The sequence below is a fragment of the Paenarthrobacter sp. NPDC092416 genome (assembly GCF_044755025.1).
Classification (GTDB): Bacteria; Actinomycetota; Actinomycetes; order Actinomycetales; family Micrococcaceae; genus Arthrobacter.
This window is the reverse complement of the sequence record NZ_JBIVQG010000002.1, coordinates 49,531-73,405: the sequence shown is the minus strand read 5'-3', so window position 1 is coordinate 73,405 and position 23,875 is coordinate 49,531. Positions and strand designations below refer to the sequence as shown.

22 protein-coding genes and 1 tRNA gene are annotated in these 23,875 nt (G+C 62.8%); 6 read left to right on the top strand and 17 right to left on the bottom strand.

The window, feature by feature from the left end; all coding sequences use genetic code 11:
- Positions 1-10: 10 nt before the first annotated feature.
- Both ACIQC5_RS04590 and ACIQC5_RS04585 read right to left on the bottom strand, forming a co-directional pair.
- Entirely contained in the window at positions 11-1,060 is a 1,050-nt protein-coding gene (locus tag ACIQC5_RS04590) for an ABC transporter permease (RefSeq protein WP_400278815.1), read from the bottom strand.
- 53 nt (positions 1,061-1,113) lie between these two features.
- Positions 1,114-2,109, bottom strand: a complete 996-nt coding sequence (locus ACIQC5_RS04585; RefSeq protein WP_400278814.1) for a substrate-binding domain-containing protein — start codon at positions 2,107-2,109, stop codon at positions 1,114-1,116.
- A 314-nt stretch (positions 2,110-2,423) separates the two neighbouring features.
- Here ACIQC5_RS04585 and ACIQC5_RS04580 point away from each other — a divergent pair, with 314 nt between their 5' ends.
- Positions 2,424-3,164: a GntR family transcriptional regulator gene (locus ACIQC5_RS04580; RefSeq protein ID WP_400278812.1), complete on the top strand. Its 741-nt coding sequence runs from the start codon at positions 2,424-2,426 to the stop codon at positions 3,162-3,164.
- Positions 3,165-3,176: 12 nt separating this feature from the next.
- The gene (iolB, locus tag ACIQC5_RS04575; RefSeq protein WP_400278810.1) at positions 3,177-4,070 is read left to right on the top strand and encodes a 5-deoxy-glucuronate isomerase; all 894 of its coding nucleotides are present in this window, start codon (positions 3,177-3,179) and stop codon (positions 4,068-4,070) included.
- A gap of 71 nt (positions 4,071-4,141) precedes the next feature.
- Here the strand turns inward: iolB and ACIQC5_RS04570 are convergent, their stop codons facing one another.
- From ACIQC5_RS04570 to ACIQC5_RS04510, 13 genes are all read right to left on the bottom strand, one after another.
- Complete coding sequence (locus ACIQC5_RS04570) at positions 4,142-5,014, bottom strand: sugar phosphate isomerase/epimerase family protein (protein WP_400278808.1); 873 nt, start codon at positions 5,012-5,014, stop codon at positions 4,142-4,144.
- Positions 5,015-5,100: 86 nt separating this feature from the next.
- Complete coding sequence (locus ACIQC5_RS04565; protein WP_400278806.1) at positions 5,101-6,114, bottom strand: Gfo/Idh/MocA family protein; 1,014 nt, start codon at positions 6,112-6,114, stop codon at positions 5,101-5,103.
- A 42-nt stretch (positions 6,115-6,156) separates the two neighbouring features.
- Complete coding sequence (locus ACIQC5_RS04560) at positions 6,157-7,074, bottom strand: sugar phosphate isomerase/epimerase family protein (protein ID WP_400278804.1); 918 nt, start codon at positions 7,072-7,074, stop codon at positions 6,157-6,159.
- Between the two features lie 26 nt (positions 7,075-7,100).
- The gene (locus ACIQC5_RS04555; protein ID WP_400278802.1) at positions 7,101-8,612 is read right to left on the bottom strand and encodes a CoA-acylating methylmalonate-semialdehyde dehydrogenase; all 1,512 of its coding nucleotides are present in this window, start codon (positions 8,610-8,612) and stop codon (positions 7,101-7,103) included.
- A 37-nt stretch (positions 8,613-8,649) separates the two neighbouring features.
- A complete protein-coding gene (iolD, locus tag ACIQC5_RS04550; RefSeq protein WP_400278800.1) occupies positions 8,650-10,596 on the bottom strand; it encodes a 3D-(3,5/4)-trihydroxycyclohexane-1,2-dione acylhydrolase (decyclizing) in 1,947 nt (648 codons plus the stop codon).
- A gap of 6 nt (positions 10,597-10,602) precedes the next feature.
- Positions 10,603-11,559, bottom strand: coding sequence for a deoxyribose-phosphate aldolase (locus ACIQC5_RS04545; protein WP_400278799.1), 957 nt, complete (start codon positions 11,557-11,559; stop codon positions 10,603-10,605).
- A complete protein-coding gene (iolC, locus tag ACIQC5_RS04540; protein WP_400278797.1) occupies positions 11,556-12,575 on the bottom strand; it encodes a 5-dehydro-2-deoxygluconokinase in 1,020 nt (339 codons plus the stop codon). The genes ACIQC5_RS04545 and iolC overlap by 4 nt, the downstream gene beginning before the upstream one ends.
- 163 nt (positions 12,576-12,738) lie before the next feature.
- Entirely contained in the window at positions 12,739-13,143 is a 405-nt protein-coding gene (locus ACIQC5_RS04535; RefSeq protein ID WP_400278796.1) for a tautomerase family protein, read from the bottom strand.
- Positions 13,144-13,384: 241 nt separating this feature from the next.
- Positions 13,385-14,287, bottom strand: a complete 903-nt coding sequence (sucD, locus tag ACIQC5_RS04530; RefSeq protein ID WP_400278794.1) for a succinate--CoA ligase subunit alpha — start codon at positions 14,285-14,287, stop codon at positions 13,385-13,387.
- Between the two features lie 12 nt (positions 14,288-14,299).
- A complete protein-coding gene (gene sucC / locus ACIQC5_RS04525; RefSeq protein ID WP_400278792.1) occupies positions 14,300-15,469 on the bottom strand; it encodes an ADP-forming succinate--CoA ligase subunit beta in 1,170 nt (389 codons plus the stop codon).
- Between the two features lie 253 nt (positions 15,470-15,722).
- Entirely contained in the window at positions 15,723-16,412 is a 690-nt protein-coding gene (locus ACIQC5_RS04520; protein WP_400278790.1) for a hypothetical protein, read from the bottom strand.
- 23 nt (positions 16,413-16,435) lie between these two features.
- Positions 16,436-18,991, bottom strand: a complete 2,556-nt coding sequence (pcrA, locus tag ACIQC5_RS04515; protein WP_400278789.1) for a DNA helicase PcrA — start codon at positions 18,989-18,991, stop codon at positions 16,436-16,438.
- 83 nt (positions 18,992-19,074) lie between these two features.
- The gene (locus ACIQC5_RS04510) at positions 19,075-19,908 is read right to left on the bottom strand and encodes an inositol monophosphatase family protein (RefSeq protein WP_400278788.1); all 834 of its coding nucleotides are present in this window, start codon (positions 19,906-19,908) and stop codon (positions 19,075-19,077) included.
- Between the two features lie 33 nt (positions 19,909-19,941).
- Between ACIQC5_RS04510 and ACIQC5_RS04505 the strand changes: the two genes are divergently transcribed.
- Positions 19,942-20,571: a hypothetical protein gene (locus ACIQC5_RS04505; RefSeq protein WP_400278786.1), complete on the top strand. Its 630-nt coding sequence runs from the start codon at positions 19,942-19,944 to the stop codon at positions 20,569-20,571.
- Here ACIQC5_RS04505 and ACIQC5_RS04500 read toward each other — a convergent pair.
- Together ACIQC5_RS04500 and ACIQC5_RS04495 are read right to left on the bottom strand one after the other, a co-directional pair.
- Positions 20,507-21,346: a hypothetical protein gene (locus ACIQC5_RS04500; protein WP_400278785.1), complete on the bottom strand. Its 840-nt coding sequence runs from the start codon at positions 21,344-21,346 to the stop codon at positions 20,507-20,509. The two genes, ACIQC5_RS04505 and ACIQC5_RS04500, sit on opposite strands and share 65 nt — an antisense overlap.
- Positions 21,347-22,041: 695 nt before the next feature.
- Complete coding sequence (locus ACIQC5_RS04495) at positions 22,042-22,836, bottom strand: hypothetical protein (protein ID WP_400278783.1); 795 nt, start codon at positions 22,834-22,836, stop codon at positions 22,042-22,044.
- Positions 22,837-22,942: 106 nt separating this feature from the next.
- Here ACIQC5_RS04495 and ACIQC5_RS04490 point away from each other — a divergent pair.
- The 3 genes from ACIQC5_RS04490 (at position 22,943) to ACIQC5_RS04480 (ending at position 23,873) form a co-directional block, all read left to right on the top strand.
- Positions 22,943-23,015, top strand: a tRNA-Arg gene (locus ACIQC5_RS04490).
- A 1-nt stretch (position 23,016) separates the two neighbouring features.
- On the top strand, positions 23,017-23,460 hold the full coding sequence (locus tag ACIQC5_RS04485; RefSeq protein ID WP_400278782.1) for a DUF6314 family protein: 444 nt from the start codon (positions 23,017-23,019) through the stop codon (positions 23,458-23,460).
- Complete coding sequence (locus ACIQC5_RS04480; RefSeq protein ID WP_400278780.1) at positions 23,457-23,873, top strand: NUDIX domain-containing protein; 417 nt, start codon at positions 23,457-23,459, stop codon at positions 23,871-23,873. The genes ACIQC5_RS04485 and ACIQC5_RS04480 overlap by 4 nt, the downstream gene beginning before the upstream one ends.
- Positions 23,874-23,875 lie beyond the last annotated feature (2 nt).

Genomic DNA, 23,875 nt, shown 5'->3' with positions numbered 1-23,875 from the left:
TTCCGGCCCCTTACTTGAGCTCTGCTCGGCGCTTGACGATCAAGTTCACGATGGTGGCCAGCAACAGCATCAGGCCCAGGAAGAACTTGAACCAGTCTGGATTCCATTGTGCGTACACGATGCCCTTGTTGGCCATGCCGAAGATGAAGGCGCCAATCGCGCCACCCACCGCGGAGCCATAACCACCGGTCAAAAGGCAGCCACCGATCACTGCGGCGATGATGTAGAGGAACTCGTTGCCCACACCTTCACCGGACTGGACCGAATCGAACGCGAAGAGGTTGTGCATGCCCAGGATCCAGCCACAGAAACCAACCGCCATGAACAGGCCGATCTTGGTCTTGGTCACCGGAACACCGACCGCGCGGGCAGCATTGGCGTCGCCGCCAACAGCGAAGATCCAGTTCCCAACCCTGGTGCGCAGCAGGACCCAGGAAGCCACGATCACCAGAGCGATCCAGATGAATACGGTGATCTTGACGTCAACGCCGCCAATGGAAATGGACGAGGCAAACACGGCCTGCGCCGATTCAAAACCATCCATGTTGGAAATCGATGGGGACGAAACCGATCCACCGATCAGGCGGGTGAGGCCAAGGTTGAGCCCGGTCAGCATCAGGAAGGACGCCAGCGTCACGATGAAGCTGGGCAGCTTGGTCTTGACCAGAATCCAGCCGTTGATGAGACCGACTCCAAGTGAAACTACCAGGGCCAGGGTGACTCCTACCCAGACGTTGGTAGTGAAGTACCAGCTGAAGAGTGATGCGGTGAGAGCCGACGTGATGACGGCAACGCCAGTGGAGAGGTCGAACTCGCCGCCGATCATCAGGAGCGAAACACCGACGGCCATGATGCCAATGGTGGAGCTTCCGTAGAGAACGGTCGCGAAAGCGTTCGGCTGGGTGAAGGTCTGGGAGACCGACGCGAAGAAGATGAAGAGGACGACGGCGCCGACCAGGGCACCGACCTCTGGACGGCCCAGGAGCTTCTGGAGCGGGTTGCGTTTGCCAACGCGCTCGTCGGCGACGCTTGGCTTTGCGGCAGTTGGGGCAATAGTCATGATGATGTTCCTTGCTGCCGGGCCCGGTTTCCACCGGGCCCGGCGAGTCAGTTCTAGCGGATACCCTGCTCAGCGAACTTCAGGACGTCGGCGGCGTTGGCCTTATCGATAATGGCCGGCCCTGTGAGCACAGACTGCCCGCCACCGATCTTGAAACCGCCACGCTTGTTCTGCCAGAGGGCGTCGACGGCGCCATAGCCCTGCAGCCAGGGCTGCTGGTCCACGGTAAACAGAACACTGCCGTCAGCGATCTTCTGTGCCAGTTCCTTGTTGAGGTCGAAGCTTGCAACCTTCGCGGAGCTTCCAGAGGTCGAGACGGACTTCAGGAGGGTCAGGGTGATCGGGGCACCCAGCCCGATGATGACGTCGGCGTCCTTGGAGGCCTGGAGCTTGGCAGTCGCCGTGGACTCAACGGAGGTCATGTCAGCGCCGTTGACGTACAGGATTTCCGTTCCAGGAACCTTCGCCTTGACACCTGCACAACGAGCTTCCAAGCCAACGTGGCCCTGTACCTGGATGACACAGATGGGGTGCTTGTAGTTTTCTGCGGCCAGCCGCTCACCCACCGCTTCACCTGCGAGCTTCTCGTTGGAACCGAAGTGCGTGAAGGCGCCCAACTGCTTGGACACCGATTCGCCGGCGTTCAGGCTAACGATCGGGATCCCCGCTTCAGTGGCCTTCTTCAGTGAATCCTTCAGCGCATCAGGGGTAGCAAGCGTAACGGCAATACCATCCACCTTTTGGTCCACAGCCTGCTGAATCAGCTGCGCCTGGCGTCCTGCCTCGCTGTCGCCGGTGTACAGCAGCTCCACGTTGTCCTTGGCCGCGGCTTCTTCAGCGCCCTTACGAACAGTGTCCCAGAACGTATCACCGGGAGGAGCGTGGGTAATCAACGCAACTTTCATCCGCTCGGTGGTCGCCACCTGACCGGCGGCAGCACCGCCGCCGGTATCTGCCGGCTTGCCACCTTGGCTGGAACAGGCGCTCAGTGCCACCAAGGGAACCACTGCTGCGATCAGGGTCGCCTTGCGCCATGAGAATTTTGCCACCGTTATCTCCTTTGATGTCAGCTTCAGGGCGTCCGGAGACTCGTACCCGGATCGCCTGCTACATCGATCATGGTGACTCGCCTCACACTTTGTCAATACTTTGTCCTGACATTAGGATGTTTTTACGTAAAGGCATGTTTATGAATACCCTTCATCAAAGGATCAGCGCAGATCCTTGACGGCCCCTGACTGGCTGCTATCATCAAAAATGGCAGTATGTCCTATCAAGCGAACATGGGCGGACAAAGCCAAAGCGGCGCGGGGGCCACACAATGCTCCCCCTCCGGCAATCAGCGGCGTTCTAGGAGAATCCAGTGGCGAACCAACTCAGTCTCAGCATCGATCGTTCGTCCCCAGTGCCCCTCTACCATCAGGTTGTCCAGGGCATCGAGGCCGCAATCCACAGTGGGGTGCTGGAACCCGGCAGCCGTTTGGACAACGAGATCGACCTCGCCGCCCAGCTCAACCTGTCCCGCCCCACCATGCGCAAAGCAATGGACGAACTCGTCCGCGCCGGCCTGCTGGTCCGCAAACGCGGCGTGGGAACGCAGGTTGTCTCAAGCCAGGTTCGCCGCCCCCTGGAACTCTCCAGCCTCTTCGACGACCTCAGCAACAACGGCAAGAAACCCACCACCGATGTGCTGAGCTTCTCCCACATCGAAGCGGACGCAGCCACACTGACCGCGCTGCAGCTCCCCGCCGGATCCAAGGTCTACCACTTCACGCGACTCCGCAAAGTAGGCGGCAAGCCCTTGGCCCTCATGGAGAACTGGGTCCGCGACGACATCACCAGCATGGACGAAGCACAACTGTCCAACGAAGGCCTCTACGCGATCCTCCGCCGAGGCGGCGTCAACTTCCGCCTGGCCTCACAGCGCATCGGCGCCATGATCGCCAATGACTACCAGGCTCCACTCCTCGAAACAGAGGTTGGATCAGCCCTGGTCACCATGGAACGCACCGCAGTGGACGACACAGGACGAATGGTCGAAACCGGCCATCACGTCTACCGCGCCGATTCCTACAGTTTTGAAATGACACTCGTACAGCGCTAAGGATTACTACTTATGGCCAACTGGGTATACCCGCTGGGAACCGCCACTGACGGCAAATGGGACGTCTCCCTCGGCACCTCCGATTCCACCATCGCAGTCGACGGCTGGGCCCATACGGGACTGAAGGTCGCGACGCTCGCCGCAGGTGCCGCCGTCGAACTTCCCGCCGCTGCGGAAGAGCGGATCGTGGTTCCGCTGAGCGGTTCGTTCACCGTAACGGTCGACGGCGACGATTACGTTCTGGGCGGCCGGCAGTCCGTTTTCCACGGACCAAGCGACGTCCTGTACTCCGGCATCGACAAGGTCGTCACCATCAGCTCAAACGACGGCGGTCGGGTTGCGGTTGCGACCGCACCGGCCCGGGCCGGGTACCCCACTAGGCTCGTGACAGCGGCTGAAACACCAGTCGAGCTGCGCGGGGCAGGAAACTGCTCCCGCCAAGTGCACAACTTCGGCACTCCGGCGGCGCTGGAAGCAGACCGCTTCATCGTGTGCGAAGTCATCACCCCTGCCGGCAACTGGTCCTCCTACCCTCCCCACAAGCACGACGAGGAGAAGGACGGCGAGACGCACCTCGAAGAGATCTATTACTTCGAAACGCGCGTCGCTCCGGACTCCCCCGCCCCGGAAGACTCCGACGCAATCGGCTACGCCCGGGTGTACGCTTCCGACGACCGACCGATCGATGTCTCCGCGGAAGTCCGCACCGGCGACGTTGTCCTGGTCCCCTACGGTTGGCACGGACCGGCAATGGCCGCCCCCGGTTACGACCTCTACTACCTGAACGTGATGGCCGGCCCCGGTCGAGTCCGCGAGTGGCTCATCAGCGACGACCCCCACCATGGCTGGATCCGCCAGACGTGGGAGGGCCAGGACATCGATCCCAGGCTCCCGTTCGGCGCGTAACGTCCGGGTTTATGTACAGCTAATGCCCCTAAGACACGGTCTTAGGGGCATTAGCTGTACAAGAACCCGGGCTAGTTGGTCCGGGCCACGTAATCGACCATGGACTTGAGCTGGTAGCGGGAAACATCTTCGGCGTTGTCGTCCTCGGCGAAAACTGAGGAGACCATCACAGTGTTCTCCTTGTCCAGGAATCCGATCTCCTTCAGGCCGCCAAAGAACTCGTCCCAGTTGACGTCGCCGTCGCCGATCTTCAGGTGCTGGTGGACTCGGACGGCATTGCCGGGCGGGTTGGTGATGTAGCGCAACCCGTGGGAGGCATGGTGGTTCATGGTGTCGGAGACGTGCACCAGTCGCAGCTTGTCGCCGGCGGCCCGCATGATCTCCAACGGCTTGTTGCCCATGTGGAAGGTGTGCGAGGCAACGTAGACCATGCCGATGTTGGGCGAGTTGATGCCACGGATGACACGCAGCGCGGCCAAACCATCTTCCACGAAGTCGTCCGGATGCGGATCAATAAGCACGTCCATTCCCTCGCGCTCGATAATCGGCAGGAGTTCCTCCATGGAACGGTAGAACGCCCGCTCAGACTCCTCAGCCTTCTCGGGTCGGCCGCTGAATTCGGTGTTCATGGTCTGGACGCCAAGATCCACGGCGATCTGGATGGCGCGCTTCCAGTAGCGAACGGCGGCCTCTCGGGCGTCTTCGTCCGGCCCGGACCAGCGCAGCACGGGCAGCACGGAGGCGATTTCGACGCCTGCGTCCTTACATGCAGCTTTGAGCTTGCCCACGAGTTCGTCATCGGCTTTGGGGTGGTTGAAGAACGGGATGAGGTCCGCGTGCGGGGTCATCTGCAGGTACTTGTAGCCGAGGTCGGCTGCCACGCGCGGGAACTCCAGCAGGCTGTGGCTGTGGTGGAACGGTGTGGGATCCAGGGCAATCTTCATGGTCACTCCTTTGTGGTCTTCCGGGGAAAGAAAACGGTGGCCGGCCCGGTACTGCTGGCCAGCCACCGCTGTGGAACGCAGCGCTGCTAGTTGTACAGGTCCGGCTTGGTGTTCAGCTGGACTTTGACCTTTTCGCCCGATTTCTGGGCTTCGACGCCGGCCTCGCAGCAGGCCGCGGTGGCATACCCGTCCCAGGCGGTCGGACCGCCGATTTCACCGCGAAGTGCGGCGTCCACCCAACCCTGCACCTCGACGTCGTACGCTGCGCCGAAACGATCCTCGAAACCGGGCGTGACGTTGCCGCCCCACTTACCGGCGGTCTGGACGTACGGGCCGCTGTCGCCGCCGATGCTCACGATGCCGTCCTCGAAGGACGCCTGAGTTGCCACTTGGTAGCCGAACTTTGCGTTGACGTAGATTTCGACGTCGGCCAGGACACCGGATTCAGTTTCAATCAGCACGTGCTGTGGGTCGTGCTGGCCGTTGGGGGCGTTGCGCGTGGCCTTGCCCAGGCGGACCTGCACGGACGTGATTTCCTCGCCGGTGAAGAAGCGGATCGCGTCGAACTCGTGGACCACGGAGTCGTTGATCAGCATCTCGTTGGTGAACCCCTCAGGCGTGGTGGGGTTGCGGTGCTGGTGGTGCAGCATCAACAGCTCCCCCAATTCGCTGTTGCGGATGATCGACCCCAGCGCCGCGTACTCGGCATCGAACCGTCGCATGAAGCCCACCTGAATGCGCTTGTGGCCCAAAGCCTGCTCGGCCTGCACAACCTTCCACGCGCTCTCAGCGTCCGGGGTCAGCGGCTTTTCGCACAGGATCGGGAAGTCCTTCTCCAGCGCCTTGTACAGGATTTCCTCGTGGAGGAACCCGGGCGTAGCAATGAGGACGGCGTTGACGTCACCGTTGTTGAGCGCCTCATCGGCGCTTGCCAGCGCCACAGCGCCGTCGATGCCTTCGATCGCGGCCTGCGCACGGGCAAGGTCGACGTCGACGACGGCGGCTACTTCAGCGCCGTGGATGCGTGTGCTGAGGCGCTTGATGTGGTCCGCACCCATGCGCCCTGCGCCGATGACGGCAACGCGGAGAATCTTTGTCACTGTTTCTATCCTTCGTGAGGTTCGGTTTGTTACTGGACCGCGCTACTGGACCCGTGTGCGGGATCCGCAGGAGAGCAGATAGTTGCGGGTTCGCTTCGCGATGGGCATGGGCACATCGAACGCTACCGGGTACATATCCTGTTCCACGATGCCGAAGATCGGCCGGTTGAGGCCCTCAACTGCTTCGATAACGGCACGCAGGTCCGGCAGGCCGTTGGGCGGTTCGGTCATGACACCGGCCAGGTTTGCTGCTGCCCAGGTCATGTTCTTCTCGTTGACCTCGGCCAGGATCTCGGGATTGATCTGCTTGAGGTGCAGGTAACCGATGCGGTCCGGGTAGTTTTTGATGAGCTCCAGGCTGGAGGCGCCGCAGTATTCAGCGTGGCCCGTGTCCAGGCAAAGGTTCAGGTACTGCGGATCCGTTGCGGCCAGAAGGGTTTCGATGTCCTTCTGCGCGCCAACATGCGAGTCTGCGTGGGAGTGGAACTGCTGGTGCAGACCAAAGTCTTCCAGCAGCACCTTGCCCATGCGGTTGTGCCCGGCGAAGAGGTCAGCCCACTGTTCGTCGGTCAGTTCGCCGTTTTCCACGGCCTCGCCAGTGACGTCGTCGCGCCACATCGCGGGAATCACCACGATGTGCTCGCCACCCATGGCTGCGGTGAGTTCGGCAACCTTGCGGGCCGGCTCCCAAGCTTCGTCGTACTGCTTCGCACCCCGGTGGAAGGCCGTGAAGACCGTTCCGGCGGTAACCTTCAGGTCGCGCTGCTTGAGCTCTTCAGCCAAACGGGTGGGATCGTTCGGCAGGTAGCCGTACGGACCCAGTTCGATCCACTTATAGCCGGAGTCTGCAACCTCATCCAGGAACCGTTCCCACGGAGTCTGCTGGGGGTCATCTGCGAACCACACGCCCCAGGAATCGGGGGCGGTGCCGATGATGAGCTTGTTCTCGACGTCAGTCATGACAGCGGTGTCTTTCTTCGGGAGGGTTAGTTGGAGGGGAAGTTGTAGGAGGCGCCGGAGGCGTGGTGGGTTTCGGGCCAGCGGGAGGTGATGACCTTGCCGCGGGTGTAGAAGGAGACGCCTTCGGGGCCGTAGATGTGCTTGTCACCGAAGAGGGAGTTCTTCCAGCCGCCGAAGGAGTGGTAGGCCACCGGGACGGGCAGGGGCACATTGATGCCCACCATGCCCACGGTCACCGAGCGCTGGAACTTCCGGGCGTTCGCGCCCGAAGAGGTGAAGATCGCGGTGCCGTTGCCGTACGGGTTGGAATTGATCAGCGCGATGCCTTCCTCCAGGTCAGCGACGCGGACCACCACCAGGACGGGCCCGAAGATTTCCTCGGTGTACGCGCTCATTGCGGTACTCACGTGGTCGATCACGGTGGGGCCCACCCAGAAACCCTCTTCGTGGCCCGGGACCACCAGGTCCCGGCCGTCCACCACCATGGCAGCACCGGCGCTCTCGGCCTCGGTGACGATCTTCACGATGCGTTCCTTGGAAGCCGGGGTGATGACCGGACCCATCTCGGCGTCGGGCTCGGTACCGTTCTTGACCTTCACAGCCACGGCGCGTTCTTCGACCTTCTTCACGATCAGATCAGCAGCATCCCCCACAGCCACAGCGACCGAGATCGCCATGCACCGTTCACCGGCAGAACCGAAAGCGGCAGCGGCCAGGTGGTCCGCGGCGTTGTCCAGATCCGCGTCGGGCATCACGATCGCGTGGTTCTTCGCCCCACCCAAGGCCTGCACACGCTTGCCATGGCGGGTGGCGGTCTCGTGGACGTACTGCGCGATCGGGGTGGAACCAACAAAGGAAATGCCGTCCACATCCGGGTGGGTCAGCAGCCCATCAACGGTCTCCTTACCGCCGTGCAGGACCTGGAACACCCCATCAGGCAGGCCCGCCTGCTTCCACAGCTTCGCCAGCAGCATCGGCGCGGACGGGTCACGCTCGGAAGGCTTGAGGATAAACGCGTTGCCCGTGGCGATCGCCATCGGCGCCATCCACAACGGCACCATCACCGGGAAGTTGAACGGCGTGATACCGGCCACCACGCCCAGGGGCTCGCGGAAGGAAAACACATCAATGCCGGTGGAGACCTGGTCCGAGTAGTCACCCTTGAGCAACTGCGGGATGCCACAGGCGAACTCGATCACTTCCAAACCACGGCCGATCTCGCCCTTCGCGTCGGAAAGGACCTTGCCATGCTCGGCCGTGATCAACCCGGCAAGTTCATCCACATGCGCGGCAACGAGTTCACGGAACTTGAACAGCACAGCGGTGCGCTTGGCCAGGGAAATATCCCCCCAAGACTCCGCGGCCTTCTTCGCGGCAGCAACAGTGGCATTCAAATCAGCCTCGTTGGCCAGACGCAATTCAGCGGTGATCTGCCCGGTCGCCGGGTTGAACACCGGCTGGGTGCGGTCGCCCTCGCCAGTGGTTTCAGCGCCGTTAATGAAGTGGTGAATGGTGGTCAGTGTGGTCGTCGTCGACATGTGCGGACTTCCTTTGGTCTGTGGCTTTGAGGCTGGGTTAGCCGAGCAGCTTGCGCTGGCGGTTCTTGTGGTCGGTGTAGGTCTTGTAGGCCTGCTGGGTGGATTCGAGGTCGGAGACCTGCGAGACGGGCACGTCCCACCAGGACTCGGAGCTCGGGGCATCCAGCAGAGGATCGGACTCGATGTGGATGACGATCGGGCCGGTCTCGGGGGCTGACTTAGCTTCCTTGATCGCAGCGCCGAGGGCCTCGATGACGTTCTCGCCTGGTTCGATCCGGATGACTTTCGCGCCCAGGGATTCAGCGTTGGTCGCCAGGTCGATGGGCAGGTTCTCACCGGCGTCGAAGCTGTGCTTTTCCTTGTCCAGGACCCGGTACTGGGTACCGAAGCGCTGCGAACCAAGGGACTCCGAGAGGGAACCGATGGAGGCGTAGCCGTGGTTCTGGATCAGGACCACGATCAGCTTGATGCGTTCGGCGACGGCGGTGACCAATTCGGTGTGCATCATCAGGTAGGAGCCGTCCCCCACCATGACCACAACGTCCCTGTCGACGCCGCCTGCTGCGGCTTCGGCCAGCGCAGCGCGCTTCACGCCCAGGCCACCGGGGATCTCGTAACCCATGCAGGAGTATGCGTATTCCACGTGGTACCCGAACGGGTCACGGACTCGCCACATCTTGTGCAGGTCACCGGGCAAGGAACCCGCGGCGCAGATAACAACGTCGTGATCGTCCATGGCCTTGTTCGTGGCACCAATGATCTCGTTCTGAGCCGGCAGCGGCGTGTAACGGGTCTCGAATGCCTCGTCCACGATCGCGTTCCAACGCTTCTTCTCCGCGACGATTTTCTCTTCAAGGTCGGCACCCACACGGTAGCCGCCCAGCGCTTGGTTGAGCTTCACCAGGGCCTTGCGGGCGTCCGCCACGATCGGCAGCGTGGTGCCGTGCTTGTAGGCATCGATCGGAGCGACGTTGATGTTCACAAACTTCACGTCCGGGTTCTGGAACGCCGTGCGGGACGCGGTCGTGAAGTCTTCGTAGCGGGTGCCGATGCCGATGATCAGGTCCGCTTCGGCAGCGATGGCGTTGCCCGCCGTCGTGCCTGTGGAGCCGATGGCACCAAGGGAGAACTTGTGGTCCCACGGCAGGACACCAACACCGGCCTGCGTGTTGCCTACCGGGATGCCTGTCAGCTCAGCGAACTTAGCGAGTTCCTCGTTGGCGTAGGCGTACAGAACTCCGCCGCCGGCGATGATCAACGGGCGCTTGGCTGCACGGATGGCCTCCGCTGCGCGGCGGATGTCGTCATCCTCGGCCTCGGGACGGCGGATCCGCCACTCACGCTCGGCCAGGAACTCCTCAGGGACGTCGAATGCCTCGGCCTGGACGTCCTGCGGCAGGGAAATCGTCACAGCACCGGTCTCGGCCGGGTCCGTCAGGACACGCAGGCCGTGGTGGAACGCGGAGAACAACTGCTCCGGACGGGATACCCGGTCAAAGAACTTGGACAACGGACGGAACGCATCGTTGACCGTGATGTCATACGCGTAAGGCAGTTCCAACTGCTGCAGCACAGGATCCGCGGCACGGGTAGCGAACGTGTCGCTCGGCAGCAGCAACACCGGCAACCGGTTGGTAGTGGCCAACGCGGCACCGGTCAGCAGGTTCGAGGAACCCGGACCAATGGAGGTGCTGATCGCGAAGGTCTGGCGGCGACGAGTGTGCCGTGCGTAGCCAACAGCCTGGTGAACCTGGGCTTGCTCGTTGCGGCCCTGGTAGTACGGCATGATGGTCGGATCCGCGGCTTGGTACTGCTTCAAGGCCTGGCCCACACCGGCAACATTGCCATGGCCAAAGATACCGAACGTGCCCGGAATCAGGCGCTCACGGTACTCCTGGCCGCCAATGGAATCCACGGTGTACTGCTTGGATAGGAACTCGACCACGGCCTGCGCCACGGTCATCCGACGGGTTACAGATCCCATGGGTAGCTACTCCGATACTTTCACTGGAATGCGGTCTGACAAGGTTTCGGCAGCAGCGGCCACCGACGCCGGGTTGTTGAGCAGCGAGGCTGCGGTGGCAACGGCACCTGCCACATCGCCGTCGGCCGGGTATAGCAGTGTCCGCCCCACCGTCAGGCCCTGGACGCCGGGGAGCGCAAGAGCTGCCTGCCAGCTGGCGAAGACCTCGTCCTGCGTGCCGACAGGATCTCCGCCCAGGAGCACGGTAGGCAACGTGGTGGCAGCCATGACGCGTTCCATCTCGTCCACCACCGGGAGTTTCATCCATGTGTAGGCGCTGGTGGAACCAAGGCCCTCGGCAATGCCGACAGACTTGATCACGGCGTCCGCACGGAGGTCGTTGCGGACCTTGCCGTGGGAATCGCGGACAGACAGGAACGGCTCAACCATGGCGATGAGCTTGCGCTCGGCCAAAGAATCGATGGCCTTGGCGGTCGCTTCGAGAGTAGCCACGGTATCCGGGTCGCCGAGGCAGATACGGGTCAGCATCTTGCCGCCATCGGCCCCGAGCGCCTGCAAAGCAGCCGCAGTGTGTCCGGTGAAACGGTCATCAAACTCGTTGACCAGACCGGCCAGGCCACCCCGATTCATGGAACCGAAGACGAGCTTGCCCTCCAAGGCACCGAGCAGCAGGAGGTCATCCATGATGTCCGGCGAGGCCAGGATGCCATCAACCGCCGGATTCGCCAGAGCGATCTGCAGGCGGTCCAAGAGGTCGCGACGATCCGCCATCGCCATCGGCTCCGAGCCAACGGACAGTGCGCCACGGGCCGGGTGGTCGGCAGCAACAATGAAGTTCTGCGTCCCGTGCTTCAGGCCGGGGTGACGGCGACGGGTGGCGGCCGCGCGGGCAACAGCTTCCGGGTCCTCGAGCCGAATGCGGCTCAAGTGCTCATAACGGCGGGGGTCATCGTTGAGGCTCAACGCACTGCTCCTTCTGCAAGAGTGTCAGTCAGTGCGGAAGCACCGGGGATGGGCCGGCCGCGTTCCGCGAGCAGCGAGGTGACCTCATCCGGCGTCGGCATCGCGTCCGCGCAGGAGAGGCGTGAGGCGACGATCGCGCCGGAGGCGTTCGCGTAATCCAGGACTTCGGACAGCGGCCAGCCGGACAGCAGTCCGTGGCAGAACGCGCCGCCGAAGGAATCACCGGCGCCCAGTCCGTTGACGGTTTCCACCGGGACCGGCGCGGAAACGACGCGCTCAGTACGGGTCTTGGCCATGACGCCTTCCGGACCAAGCTTCACCACAGCGATTTCGACGCCGGCAGCCAGCAGGCGGTCCGCCTGCTCATCGGGCGTCCCCTCCCCTACAGCAACCGCGCATTCCTTATCGTTGCCGATAGCGACGGTCACATGCGGGAGAACCTTGGCAACCTCAGCGCGGGCTTCCTCTTCCGAGGCCCAGAACATAGGCCGGTAGTCCAGGTCCAGGATGGTGAATTGGCCTTCTTTGAGGCCGGTCCGCGGGCGGGCCTCGTGCGCGGCGATGTGTGCGCTGCGGCTGGGCTCCTGGCAGAGGCCAGTGACGGTGGACCAGAAGATCCCTGCGTCGCGGATGGCCTCGAGATCGAGCTCGGATGCTTCGATCTGCAGGTCCGGAGCCGTGGGGAATCGTCCGTAGAAGTAGAGCGGGAACTCATCCGTAGCAGGCTTGATCGCACAGAACGTCACCGCCGTGGGGTACTCCTTGACCGGGGAGACGAAGGAATCGTCAACGTTGAACTTGCGCAGTTCCCGGTGGAGATAGTTACCAAAGGCGTCGTCGCCGGTGCGCGTGATGACGCCAGTGCGGCGGCCGTGGCGCGCTGCGGCGACAGCTACGTTGGAGGGTGAGCCTCCGAGGTACTTGCCGAAGGACGTGACATCCTCCAGGTCCACTCCGATGTCATTTGGGTAGATATCAACGCTGATGCGCCCGATCGTGAGCAGTTCGTGGGTCACGGTAATCGTTGACCTTTCTCTTGTGAACTCTGAACCTTTGAGCGCTTGGGCCCCAGTGCCTTGCTACCCCTCAGTGAGCGGGGCCACATGACTACTTTGCACCAGATTTCATGTCCTGTCAAAGGTTTGTACTGACATATTTACAACATGACACAGGGCGGGTCTACTTGCGCGGAACGGCCAGTTCTCCCGTGACGTACTGACTCCGACCGAAGCCGAAGGACCAGTCTCCCGGCGAGTTCTCGACGTACCCCACAAAGACGTCCTCGCCGGCGATTCCCACCTCGGCAAGGCCGTCAGCAATGGCTTCAAACAGGGAACTCTTGGCCATTTGGCTCCGACCACCCTGGGTGAAGATCTGGATCATCACCACGCCGGAAGTCCGCTCAAAACCGAGGCCTGCATCCTGCGCCACAATTTGGCCTTGAGGATGCTCCGTCAGGATGTGGAAGTAGTCGCGCTCGGGAATTCCATACTCGGACAAGATGGCGTCGTGGATGCGGCGGCTAATGGCAGTCAGCTCTTCCTGCGAGCGACCCTGGTTGACGTCGATTCGAACAAGTGGCATGTCGCCCTCCTGAAATAGTTTGTCCTGACATACTAACAAACAATCGTGGCGAAGGTACAGCAAAGGCCCGTCTGGATCTCCCGGACAGGCCCATGACTTTCGATGCGGGGCCCACTCTGCGCCCCCTAACCCAGGAATAACACGCAAACCAGGCCCCACAACGAGCGGTTAAAGTACGACGACGGCCCGGTACCTTCCGTGGGGAAGGCGCCGGGCCGTCGTCGTACTGCTGTATTTGAAACTAGAGCGTTGCGAAAACTTCGCGCAGCAGCGTAGCGGTCTCGGAAGGCGTCTTGCCGACCTTCACGCCTGCAGCTTCGAGAGCTTCCTTCTTGGCCTGGGCCGTGCCGGCAGAGCCGGAGACGATGGCGCCCGCGTGGCCCATGGTCTTGCCCTCGGGAGCCGTGAAGCCAGCAACGTAGCCGACAACCGGCTTGGTGACGTTGGCCTTGATGAAGTCGGCTGCACGCTCTTCAGCGTCGCCACCGATTTCGCCGATCATGACGATTGCCTTGGTCTCGGGGTCAGCCTCGAACGCAGCCAGGGCGTCGATGTGCGTGGTGCCGATGATGGGGTCGCCACCGATGCCGATCGCGGTGGAGAAGCCGAGGTCGCGCAGTTCGTACATCATCTGGTAGGTCAAGGTACCGGACTTGGACACGAGGCCGATGGGGCCCTTGCCCGTGATGTTCGCCGGGGTGATACCAACCAGGGCTTCGCCCGGAGTGATGATGCCGGGGCAGTTCGGCCCGATGATGCGGGTGACCTGCTTGCCGTCAGCGTCCACCTTGGACTGGGCAAGTGCCCAGAATTCGGCGGAGTCCTGAACCGGAACGCCTTCGGTGATGACTACAACGAGGCCGATGCCGGCTTCGATGGCTTCAACCACAGCGTCCTTGGTGAATGCCGGCGGAACGAAGACGATGGAAACGTCTGCGCCGGTTTCAGCGATGGCTTCCTTGACGGTGCCGAAGACGTTGATTTCCTTCTCACCGTGCAGGACCGTGGTGCCGGCCTTGCGGGCGTTGACGCCACCAACAATGTTGGTGCCGGCCTTGAGCATCAGTGCGGTGTGCTTGGTGCCCTCGCCGCCGGTGATGCCCTGAACGATGACCTTGGAGTCTTTGTTGAGGTAGATAGACATTGTCGCGTCCCTTTACTTAGCGGCGTTGGCGAGCTCGGCTGCCTTGTCGGCGCCCTCGTCCATGGTGGCGGCCAGGGTAACCAGCGGGTGGTTGGCCTCGGTCAGGATGCGGCGGCCTTCTTCGACGTTGTTGCCGTCAAGGCGAACCACCAGCGGCTTGTTCGCAGAGGAACCAAGCTCAGCAAGCGCACCCACGATGCCCTTTGCCACGGCGTCACACGCGGTGATGCCACCGAAGACGTTCACGAAGACGCTCTTAACCTGGGAGTCGCCCAGGATAACGTCCAGACCGTTGGCCATAACCTCGGCGGAAGCTCCACCACCGATGTCCAGGAAGTTGGCGGGCTTCACGTTGCCATGGTTCTCGCCGGCGTAAGCAACGACGTCGAGGGTGGACATCACAAGACCGGCGCCGTTGCCGATGATGCCTACTTCGCCGTCCAGCTTGACGTAGTTGAGGTCCTGGGCCTTGGCCTTGGCTTCGAGCGGGTCAGCCGCGTCCTTGTCTTCCAGGTGTGCGTGGTGCACGTGACGGAAGTCAGCGTTCTCGTCCAAGGAAACCTTGCCGTCGAGGGCAACAATCTCGCCTGCACCGGTGCGGACCAGCGGGTTGACCTCAACCAGGGTTGCGTCTTCCTTCTTGAAGACGTCCCAGAGCTTCAGAATGACGTCGGCGACCTTGCCGCGCAGTTCCTCAGCGAAGCCTGCAGCTGCGACGATCTCGTCAGCCTTGGCCTGGTCGATGCCCACAGCGGGGTCGATGGCGATCTTGGCCAGGGCCTCGGGACGCTCAACGGCCAGCTGCTCAATTTCCATACCGCCCTCAACCGAGCACATGGCCAGGTAGTTGCGGTTGGCTCGGTCCAGAAGGACCGAGAAGTAGAATTCCTCGGCGATGTCCGCACCCTGGGCGATCATCACCTTGTTGACGGTGTGGCCCTTGATGTCCATGCCCAGGATGTTGGTGGAGTGCTCAAGCGCCTCTTCGGCAGACTTGGCAACCTTGACGCCGCCAGCCTTGCCGCGGCCACCAACCTTAACCTGTGCCTTGACGACAGTTACGCCGCCGATCTTCTCGGCAGCTGCCTTTGCTTCTTCAGGAGTGTGCGCCACGATGCCGGCGAGCACGGGTACACCGTGCGCTTCGAACATATCGCGCGCCTGATATTCAAACAGGTCCACGGTTTAGTGTCCTTCTACGTCGAAGTAGTTTCTATACAGCCGGGAACCGCGATGACCGCGATAGCCAGCTACGGAGAATACGCAGCAAACAACCGGGATTCATGCCGGTCACATTGCGTAAGGTCCTCTCGGAACTCTAGCCCTTTGAGGCGCTCCGCCAGCTACACACTACCTGTTATGTGAGTAACCTTACACTTCTATCGGATGTAGAAAAACCGCATGATGACGCGGATTTTTGGGGTGGAGCAAGTGTCTACGGCGTGTCTTTCAGGTTCCCGCGGACCGTTTTGCCGCCGTCGGAAATCAACTCGTACCCCGCGCGGCTGACGAAGAACGCCACCCCGCCTGAGACGTTTCCGCAGGCAACGCCGCCGTTGTAGGCGGAGCACCGCAACCCGTTGCGTTCGATGTTCTGGCCGTCAGCCAGCTCGCCGAGCTTGGAGATGGGTCCGCTGTGGCTGCCTTTGGGTCCGTACTCGGACTCCATTTGTGTTACGCCGGAACGACATGAGCCGTACACGGCTTTGTCGGGCGCAAGGAGCACCGTTCCGCCGAGATATCCAAGTCCGGTCCCGGCACAGTCGTCGGCGATGTCGGCTGCCTCGGGCTTGGCGTAGGCGGCCAGCTCGCAGTGCACCACGGGAACAATGGCGAACTTGTTATTCGCTGCGTCGGAGTAGGAGTTCGCTTCATAAGGCAGGTTGAGGTGCCCTCCACGGGACGACGTCATGGCGCACGCAATATTCCGGTCCGCCGTCACAAACGCCGTGACATCCTCGCCCGCCGAAAGCGTGGTCTGTTGCGTGACGGGGACTCGCTCAAGCTGCTCGAGCGGAGCCAGCGGTGCGGGCGGAACGTAGTCCGGATCCTTGGTGGCAAACGAGCAACCCGTGGCCAACACCAGCAGCAAGGCGGCAAGAATCCCCAAAACAGTCCGTCGCATGGCACCAATTATGCCGTGCGTGGTTAGGCATCCAGTTTGGTCAGCGGCGCGTACCGCAGCAGGAGCCGCTTCTCGCCGACGTCGAACTTCACCTTGGCCACCGTCTTGTCCCCCGCGCCTTCCAAGCCCAGCACCACGCCGTTGCCGAAACTGGTGTGGTTGACTTTGTCGCCGACCACCACGGAAATAACTTCCTTTTGTGGCTGCACCCTGTTGCGTACGACGGCGGCCGGGACGTCGGCGTCGAACCCTGCGGTGGGGCTGGCGGCGGCGCCGCGGGCAGTGCCAGCGCCCCAGAACGATCCGCCGTAGCGGCTGGAACCCACAGGCGCGCTGCCCCATCCACCGGACTGGCGTGTGCTGCCTTCGCGCTTCCAGTCCAGAAGCTCCGCCGGGATCTCCTCGAGGAACTGGCTGGCAGGGTTGTACTGGCTCTGGCCCCACATGCTGCGGACTTCCGAGCGGGTGACGTAGAGGCGTTTGCGGGCCCGGGTGAGCCCCACGTAGGCGAGGCGACGTTCCTCGGCCAATTCCTTGGGGTCTGTAGCCGACCGCTGGTGCGGGAAGATCCCGTGCTCCATGCCGGTCAAGAACACCACGGGGAATTCGAGTCCTTTGGCAGTGTGCAGCGTCATCAGCGTGACGACGCCCATGCGCTTGGCCTCTGCCACTGCAGCGTCAATATCGGCTCCGGGGGCGTCGGGAATTTGGTCGGCGTCGGCCACCAAGGAGACTTGCTCCAGGAATTCGCCCAGCGAGCCCTCGGGGTTGTCGCGCTCGTACTCACGGACAACGGCCACGAGCTCAGCGAGGTTCTCTACGCGCGATTCGTCCTGCGGATCCGTGCTGGCACGGAGGCCGGCGAGGTATCCGGTCTGCTCCAGGACGGCCTCCAACGCGGCGGCCGCGCCGGAACCGACAGCGACTTCAGCGAGGTCGTCCAACAGCTTCACGAAACCGAGTACTGCATTCACCGAGCGTGTCGCCATGCCGGGTGCCTGATCGGCACGGCGGGCAGCAGCCATGAACGATGTCCTCTCCCGCTCCGCCAAAGCAGCAACGGCACCCTCGGCACGGTCGCCAATGCCTCGCTTGGGCTCGTTCAGGACGCGCCGCAGGTTGACGTCGTCGTCCGGGTTGACCAGGACGCGCAGGTACGCCAAGGCGTCTTTGATTTCCTTGCGTTCGTAGAACCGGGTGCCGCCAACAACCTTGTACGGCAGGCCCACACGGACCAGAACGTCTTCAATGGAACGGGACTGGGCGTTGGTGCGGTAGAAGATCGCGACGTCGCCGGGACGCAGCCCATCCTCGTCCTGCAGGCGGTCGATTTCCTTGGCGATGAACTGGGCTTCGTCGTGCTCGTTCTCCCCCACGTAGCCGACGATTTTTTCTCCGTCGCCCTCGGCAGTCCACAATCGCTTTTCCTGACGATTGGGGTTTCGCGAAATCACCGAGTTGGCCGCGCTCAGGATGTTTTGGGTGGAGCGGTAATTTTGCTCCAGCTTGATGGTGCGGGCGTTCGGGTAATCGGCCTCGAACTCCACGATGTTGCGGATATCCGCGCCGCGGAAGGCATAGATGGACTGATCGGAATCGCCCACCACAGTGAGTTCGCTCGGCTCCACGGCAGTGTCTGTGCCCAGGCCGACGATTTCCCGGACCAAGGCGTACTGGGCGTGGTTGGTGTCCTGGTATTCATCCACCAGGACGTGCCGGAAGCGGCGCCGGTAGGACTCTGCGAGAGCTGGGAAAGCCCGGAACATGTAGACGGTCTCCGCGATGAGGTCATCGAAGTCCATGGCGTTCGCTTGGCGCAACCGCTGGGTATAGCCCTTGAAGACCTCGGACACGGCTTGCTCAAAGGGGTCGTTGTAATTCGCCGAGGATGCGTAGGAATCGGCGTCGATGAGCTCGTTCTTGAGCGCCGAGATCTTGTGTTGGATGGCCTTGGGCGCGAACTTCTTGGGATCCAGATCCAGGTTCTTGGCCACCAAGGTGATGAGGCGCAGAGAATCCGCGGAGTCGTAGATGGAGAAATTGGAGTTCAGGCCTACGTTGGCGGCCTCGCGCCTCAGAATGCGGACGCAAGAGGAGTGGAACGTGGAGATCCACATGCTCTTGGCGCGGCCGCCCACCAGGGCTTCGATGCGTTCGCGCATTTCGGCGGCAGCCTTGTTGGTGAAGGTGATGGCCAGGATTTCGCCATGGTGTGCCCGCTTGGTGGCAATGAGGTAGGCGATCCGGTTACTGAGCACACGGGTCTTGCCTGAACCGGCGCCGGCCACGATCAGCAACGGGCTGCCGGCGTGCTTGACGGCTTCTTCCTGCTGCGGATTGAGTCCCTGAAGCAGGGCATCGGCAGAGGGCAGGCCGGCTGCTCCGTGGTTGCCCCAGCCCCCTGCTGCAGGGCCCTGGGAGTTGTCCACAGACCCGCCGGTGGACCCGCCGCCGCCCTCGCCGAAGCGGGCGCCGGGCATGCCGCCGCCAGCACGCGAAAGCGCCGGGGCAGCCTTGGTTGCGGCCTTGGTGCCTGCGTTGAAGGGTCCGTCTGCGTAAGGGTCAAACAACATATCCATGGTGTCTACCAGTCTAGGCGGTGCCTCCGACACTCAGAGGCTGGGGTCCTCGAGCAGCCATCCGCCAGCCACCAGGCAGCCGTCTAGGCGAACTGCGGAACCGAGGTGAGGGCCGCGCTCAACTCGCGGACCGCCGTCGGGCCTCCCGCCACGAACCAGTTCAGTCCATTGACCTGGACGACGGCGGTGTCCCCACCTGCGGCGCGGACGATCGCCTTGCCGGGAAGCCAGTCCCATTCCGGGCAGCTGTGCTGGAACCAGCAGCCGAGTTCGCCGTCGGAGACCCTTCCGAGGTCACATGAGCCGGAGCCGAACATGCGCAGCGATGCCGCGGAGACCGCCGCAGCGTGCCAAGGCATAGCGGTGCGGGGGTCGGCCAGCCATGTGGGGTGGATATACGTGGCGGCACACAGCTCGGCCACGGAGGCGTCGCTTGGACCCGTAATCCGTTCGCCGTTGAGAGTGGCCGGGCGCTGCTCGCCGCCGAGCCAGAGCTTGTCCAGCTCGGGCTGGTAGATCGCGCCAAGGATCACCGACGGGTCGGCTGCGTGGCTGGAGTCGTCTCGTTTCAAGGCGATCGCCGAGCACCAGTACGTGGAGCCATGCAGGAAGTTGTAGGTGCCGTCCACAGGGTCAATGACCCAGGTCCGACCACTCGTTCCAGCAACGGACGCGCCCTCCTCGCCGAGGATGCCGTCATCCGGGCGGCAGCGCCGCAACTGTTCCAGGACGTAAGCCTCGGCTGCGTGATCGGCTGCCGTGACGACGTCGGACACCGACGTCTTGCGTTCGCCCTGCAATCCGCCCATCCGCATGAGCAGCGCCAACTGGCCTGCTTCGCGGACCAGGGCGCTGGCCAGCTGGTAATCGTCGAGGGATGGATCAAGTTCAGTTGCGGTGTGCCTGCCGGTGGTCATGGATCCAGCTTATGTGGCGGGATAATGAATGACATGGCCAAGACACCAGCGCAGCGAATCAAGAAGCACGGAGCCAAAGCGGCCGTCCCTGAACACTCGCTGTCCCCTGTGATCAACCCCACTACGCAGCGGACACCGGAAAAGGCGCAGAGCAATTCCAAACTGATCGTCATTGCGGGTGTTGTGGCCAGCTTGTTCCTGTTCTGGTACCTGCACCTGCTCACCCTGAACCAGATGACGCAGCTCTCGGGCGGCCTGGCCATGCCGGATTCCCTGATCGGCGGCTTCTCCCAGGACTACGTTGCCCAGTTGCGTGCCGCCATGGACGAGTCCGCTCGCGGCCAACTCAACTACGTCCATAAGACAGCCGGGACGCTGTTCCCATTGATCTTCGGGTTCAGCTGGTTGCTGTTGATCGGCACCAACGTTGCGCGCAAGTCGTGGCGCTGGGCCATGTGGGCGGCTCCCCTGCTGTTCGCCGTGGCTCATCTTTGGTCGAACGTCGCCATCGATTCGATGCTGGCTGCAGAAACTCCCGACGCCGGTTCGGTGGCTCTCGCTTCTGCGGTCACCGTGGCTTCTTGGGTGCTTTTCCTGATCAGTCTGCTGTGCGGCGGGGCTGCGGTGTTCCTGGGACGGAAGACCGCTGGCGCAAAGTCCTGACGGCTTTCCGTTCCTTCGTCACGCGTTGAGCAACTATCAGGCCTACCAGGGACAATCCCAGGATGATCGGATAGGCCATGGTGCGCTCGATTGCCCCCGGCTCGTCCACCCTTAGCCCCGCGGCGAGGACGTAGATGGTGGTTCCCAAGGAAACTACTCCGAACAAGAGCACCATCCATGACATCTGAGTGTGTCCCCGCCACACCAAGCCAAGGATCACCAACGCCAGCGGACCGGCGATAAAGTACAAGCCCGCACCAGTCAGATGCAGCGCCAGATCTGTGTCTTCCGGGATCAGTCCCACCATCGCCTGGCCTATGCCCGCCACGAACACCAGGACGCGCACCGCGCCGGCTGCGATCCAGGGGAAGGCTTCGGCTGATTTTGTGGCTGAATTTGTGGCCGAGGCCATACTGGGCCTGATGACGCGCGCGCCAGGCTCCGCCGCTACGGACAACACGGCGGAACTCACCAGGACAGCCCCGAGCACCATCGCAGCACCTTGGAGGACAAACGAGGCGTTCATCAGCCAATTGAGCGGCGAACACACTTCGTAACCGTTGAACGGTCCGCAATGGGCTGCCCCGAGATCGCTGATGACGTGGGCTCGGCGGTCGTAGCCGGGGTCGCCCTGCCAAGCAGTCATGGCGATTGCTTCCACGATGAAGTAATGGATGAGCGTGATCGCTGCCCAACCCCCAACCAGCTCGCGCCGCCCAGCGAGGTCAGGCAGAAGTCCCCGGTCAGCGCCGCGCGGACCACCCGCCGTCGTCATAGCGCCAGAATAGACCCGGCGTCCTATGCGGCGCACCACTACCCGCCCCGGTGGCGCACCACTCGTTCTCGTTCGGCGCACCACTTCGCGCCCTACGCTCCACTCCTACCTCTGTGGCGCACCACTTCGCGCCCTACGCACCAGAACCTACGGGCGCGAACGGCGGCAACTGGTGCGCCCCCCAAAAAAACACGACGGCGAACGGCGGCAACGGGTGCGCTGCCCCGGAGGCCAGAGCACCCGGCGAGGAGAACACCCGGCACAACCAACCCTCACGGCCAGGACCCACCCCCGCACCACTACCCGCCCCGGTGGCGCACCACTCGTTCTCGTTCGGCGCACCCCTTCGCGCCCTACGCTCCACTCCTACCTCTGTGGCGCACCACTTCGCGCCCTACGCACCAGCACCTACGGGCGCGAACGGCGGCAACGGGTGCGCTGCCCCGGAGGCCAGAGCACCCGGCGAGGAGAGCACCCGGCACAACCAACCCAAACGGCCAGGACCAACCCCCGCACGACTACCCGCCCCCCGCACCACTCCTACCTCTGTGCCGCACCACTTCGCGCCCTACGCACCAGTACCTACGGGCGCGAACGGCGGTAACGGGTGCGCTGCCCCAAAAAAACACGACGGCGAACGGCGGCAACGGGTGCGCACCCTGCTCCCCGAGCCAAAGACCCGAGAGAGCACGCCCTCAGCCCACCCGAAGGTGCGCCGACTTCCGCTCTGCTTGAACCCGCTGGGCAATGACCAACCCCGCGGCAGCCATGCCAATGGTCACGGGGTAGCCCATGAGGCGTTCCAGGGTGCCAGGCTGGGGAACGTCCATGCCCGTCAAACCGCCCACCACCAAGGCGCCAATGCACAAGGAGCCGCAGGCCGCGAGGAACCAGCTCATGGGCGTCTGCCGGAACCACAGGATGCCCAGCAATAGCAAAGCGAACCCACCTCCAATGAAGAACATCAGCGCCCCCGCAAAGTGCCACGGGGAGCCCAGGTCCTCGGGCACAAAGCCCACAATGACGGTGCCGGCTCCGGATATTCCGGTCAAGATCCGTATTGCCACGGCCATGACCCACGAATTCGCCAAGAGCCGCGGCTGGGCCGAGGAGTCGACCGGGGCAACGTTGAACCGTTGGGCCCGCACTCCTGGCCGTGCCGCCACACACAAGAGTCCGGCCGTGAGGAACAGCGCTCCGAGGATCAAGGCCAGGCCCTGGACAACAAAAGAAGCATTCATCACCACGTGCAACGGCGAACAAACAGCACGATCCTCATACACTCCGCACGAGACAGCGCCCAGGTCGCTGATGAATCCGGTGGCCCGGCTGTAAGGTTCCGGACCGGCCCAGGCTTCGATGACGGCAGCCTCCGCGACGAAGTATTGAACCACGCTCAGTTGAGCCCAGCCACCGATATTTGCCCGGATGCTGCGAACGTTGGGAAAGAAACTTCCTGCCTCCACGGGTGGTGCCACATGCCCTTTCATGGTGGCCAGCCTAGCGGTGTTCGGGCACCGCCCCGGCAGCTTGTATGCTTGTAGTCGTGTCCGGCCAAGGAGCCCACCAAGGGGACTCCCAACCCAGGACGCACAGGCCCTCGTAGCTCAGTGGATAGAGCACGGCTCTCCTAAAGCCGGTGTCGTTGGTTCGATTCCAATCGAGGGCACTTGAACCACCAGCAGCCCATTCAGGACTTGCGGGCCTATCTGGCCGGCAGTTGGGACGTGCAGAGAACTCTCCTTGACCGGTCGTCCGGCACCCGCGGAACCTTTACCGGCGTCGTGCGCTATTCCGAGAACCCCGACGGTGGCCTTGACTACCGCGAAGACGGAACCATGCACTGGCCTACCCACTCGGGCCCGGCTTTCCGCGAGTATGTCCTCAAGCCCACGGCAGGGCTCGAGGCCATGGACGTGTATTTCCCTGATGGCAGGCCGTTCCACACCATGAGCTTCTCGGAGCGAGCCAGCCAGGACAAACACTGGTGCGACCCCGATGATTACCACGTCAGCTACGTCTGGGAGGGCCCCGATTCGTTCCGTTTCACGTGGGACGTGCACGGTCCCGCCAAGGATTTACTGCTGGAATCGCAGCTGAGGAGGCAACCATGAGTGGGACAGGAACAGACTTGATCATCGTGAGCGCCGTATGCGTCTACAACCACGAAGGCCATCTGTTGACCGTCCGCAAGCGGGGCACCGACAAATTCATGCATCCGGGCGGCAAGCCCGAGGCCGGCGAAACCCCGGCTGAGGCTGCCTCAAGGGAACTGCTGGAGGAAGTGGGCATCGAAGTTGCGCCCCAAGACCTTGAGCCCTTGGGCGTCTGGCTGGCGGCGGCCGCCAACGAGGCCGCCACCAATATCGAAGCAACAGTATTCACCGCACCCGGAATCTGGGAAGCGCACCCCTCGGCCGAGATTGCCGAGATCCGCTGGCTGGACTTCACGGCACCCTTGCCGGACGATCTGGCACCACTCCTGACGGAGCACGTCCTCCCCGCGCTCACAGCCCCAAAGCGCTGACA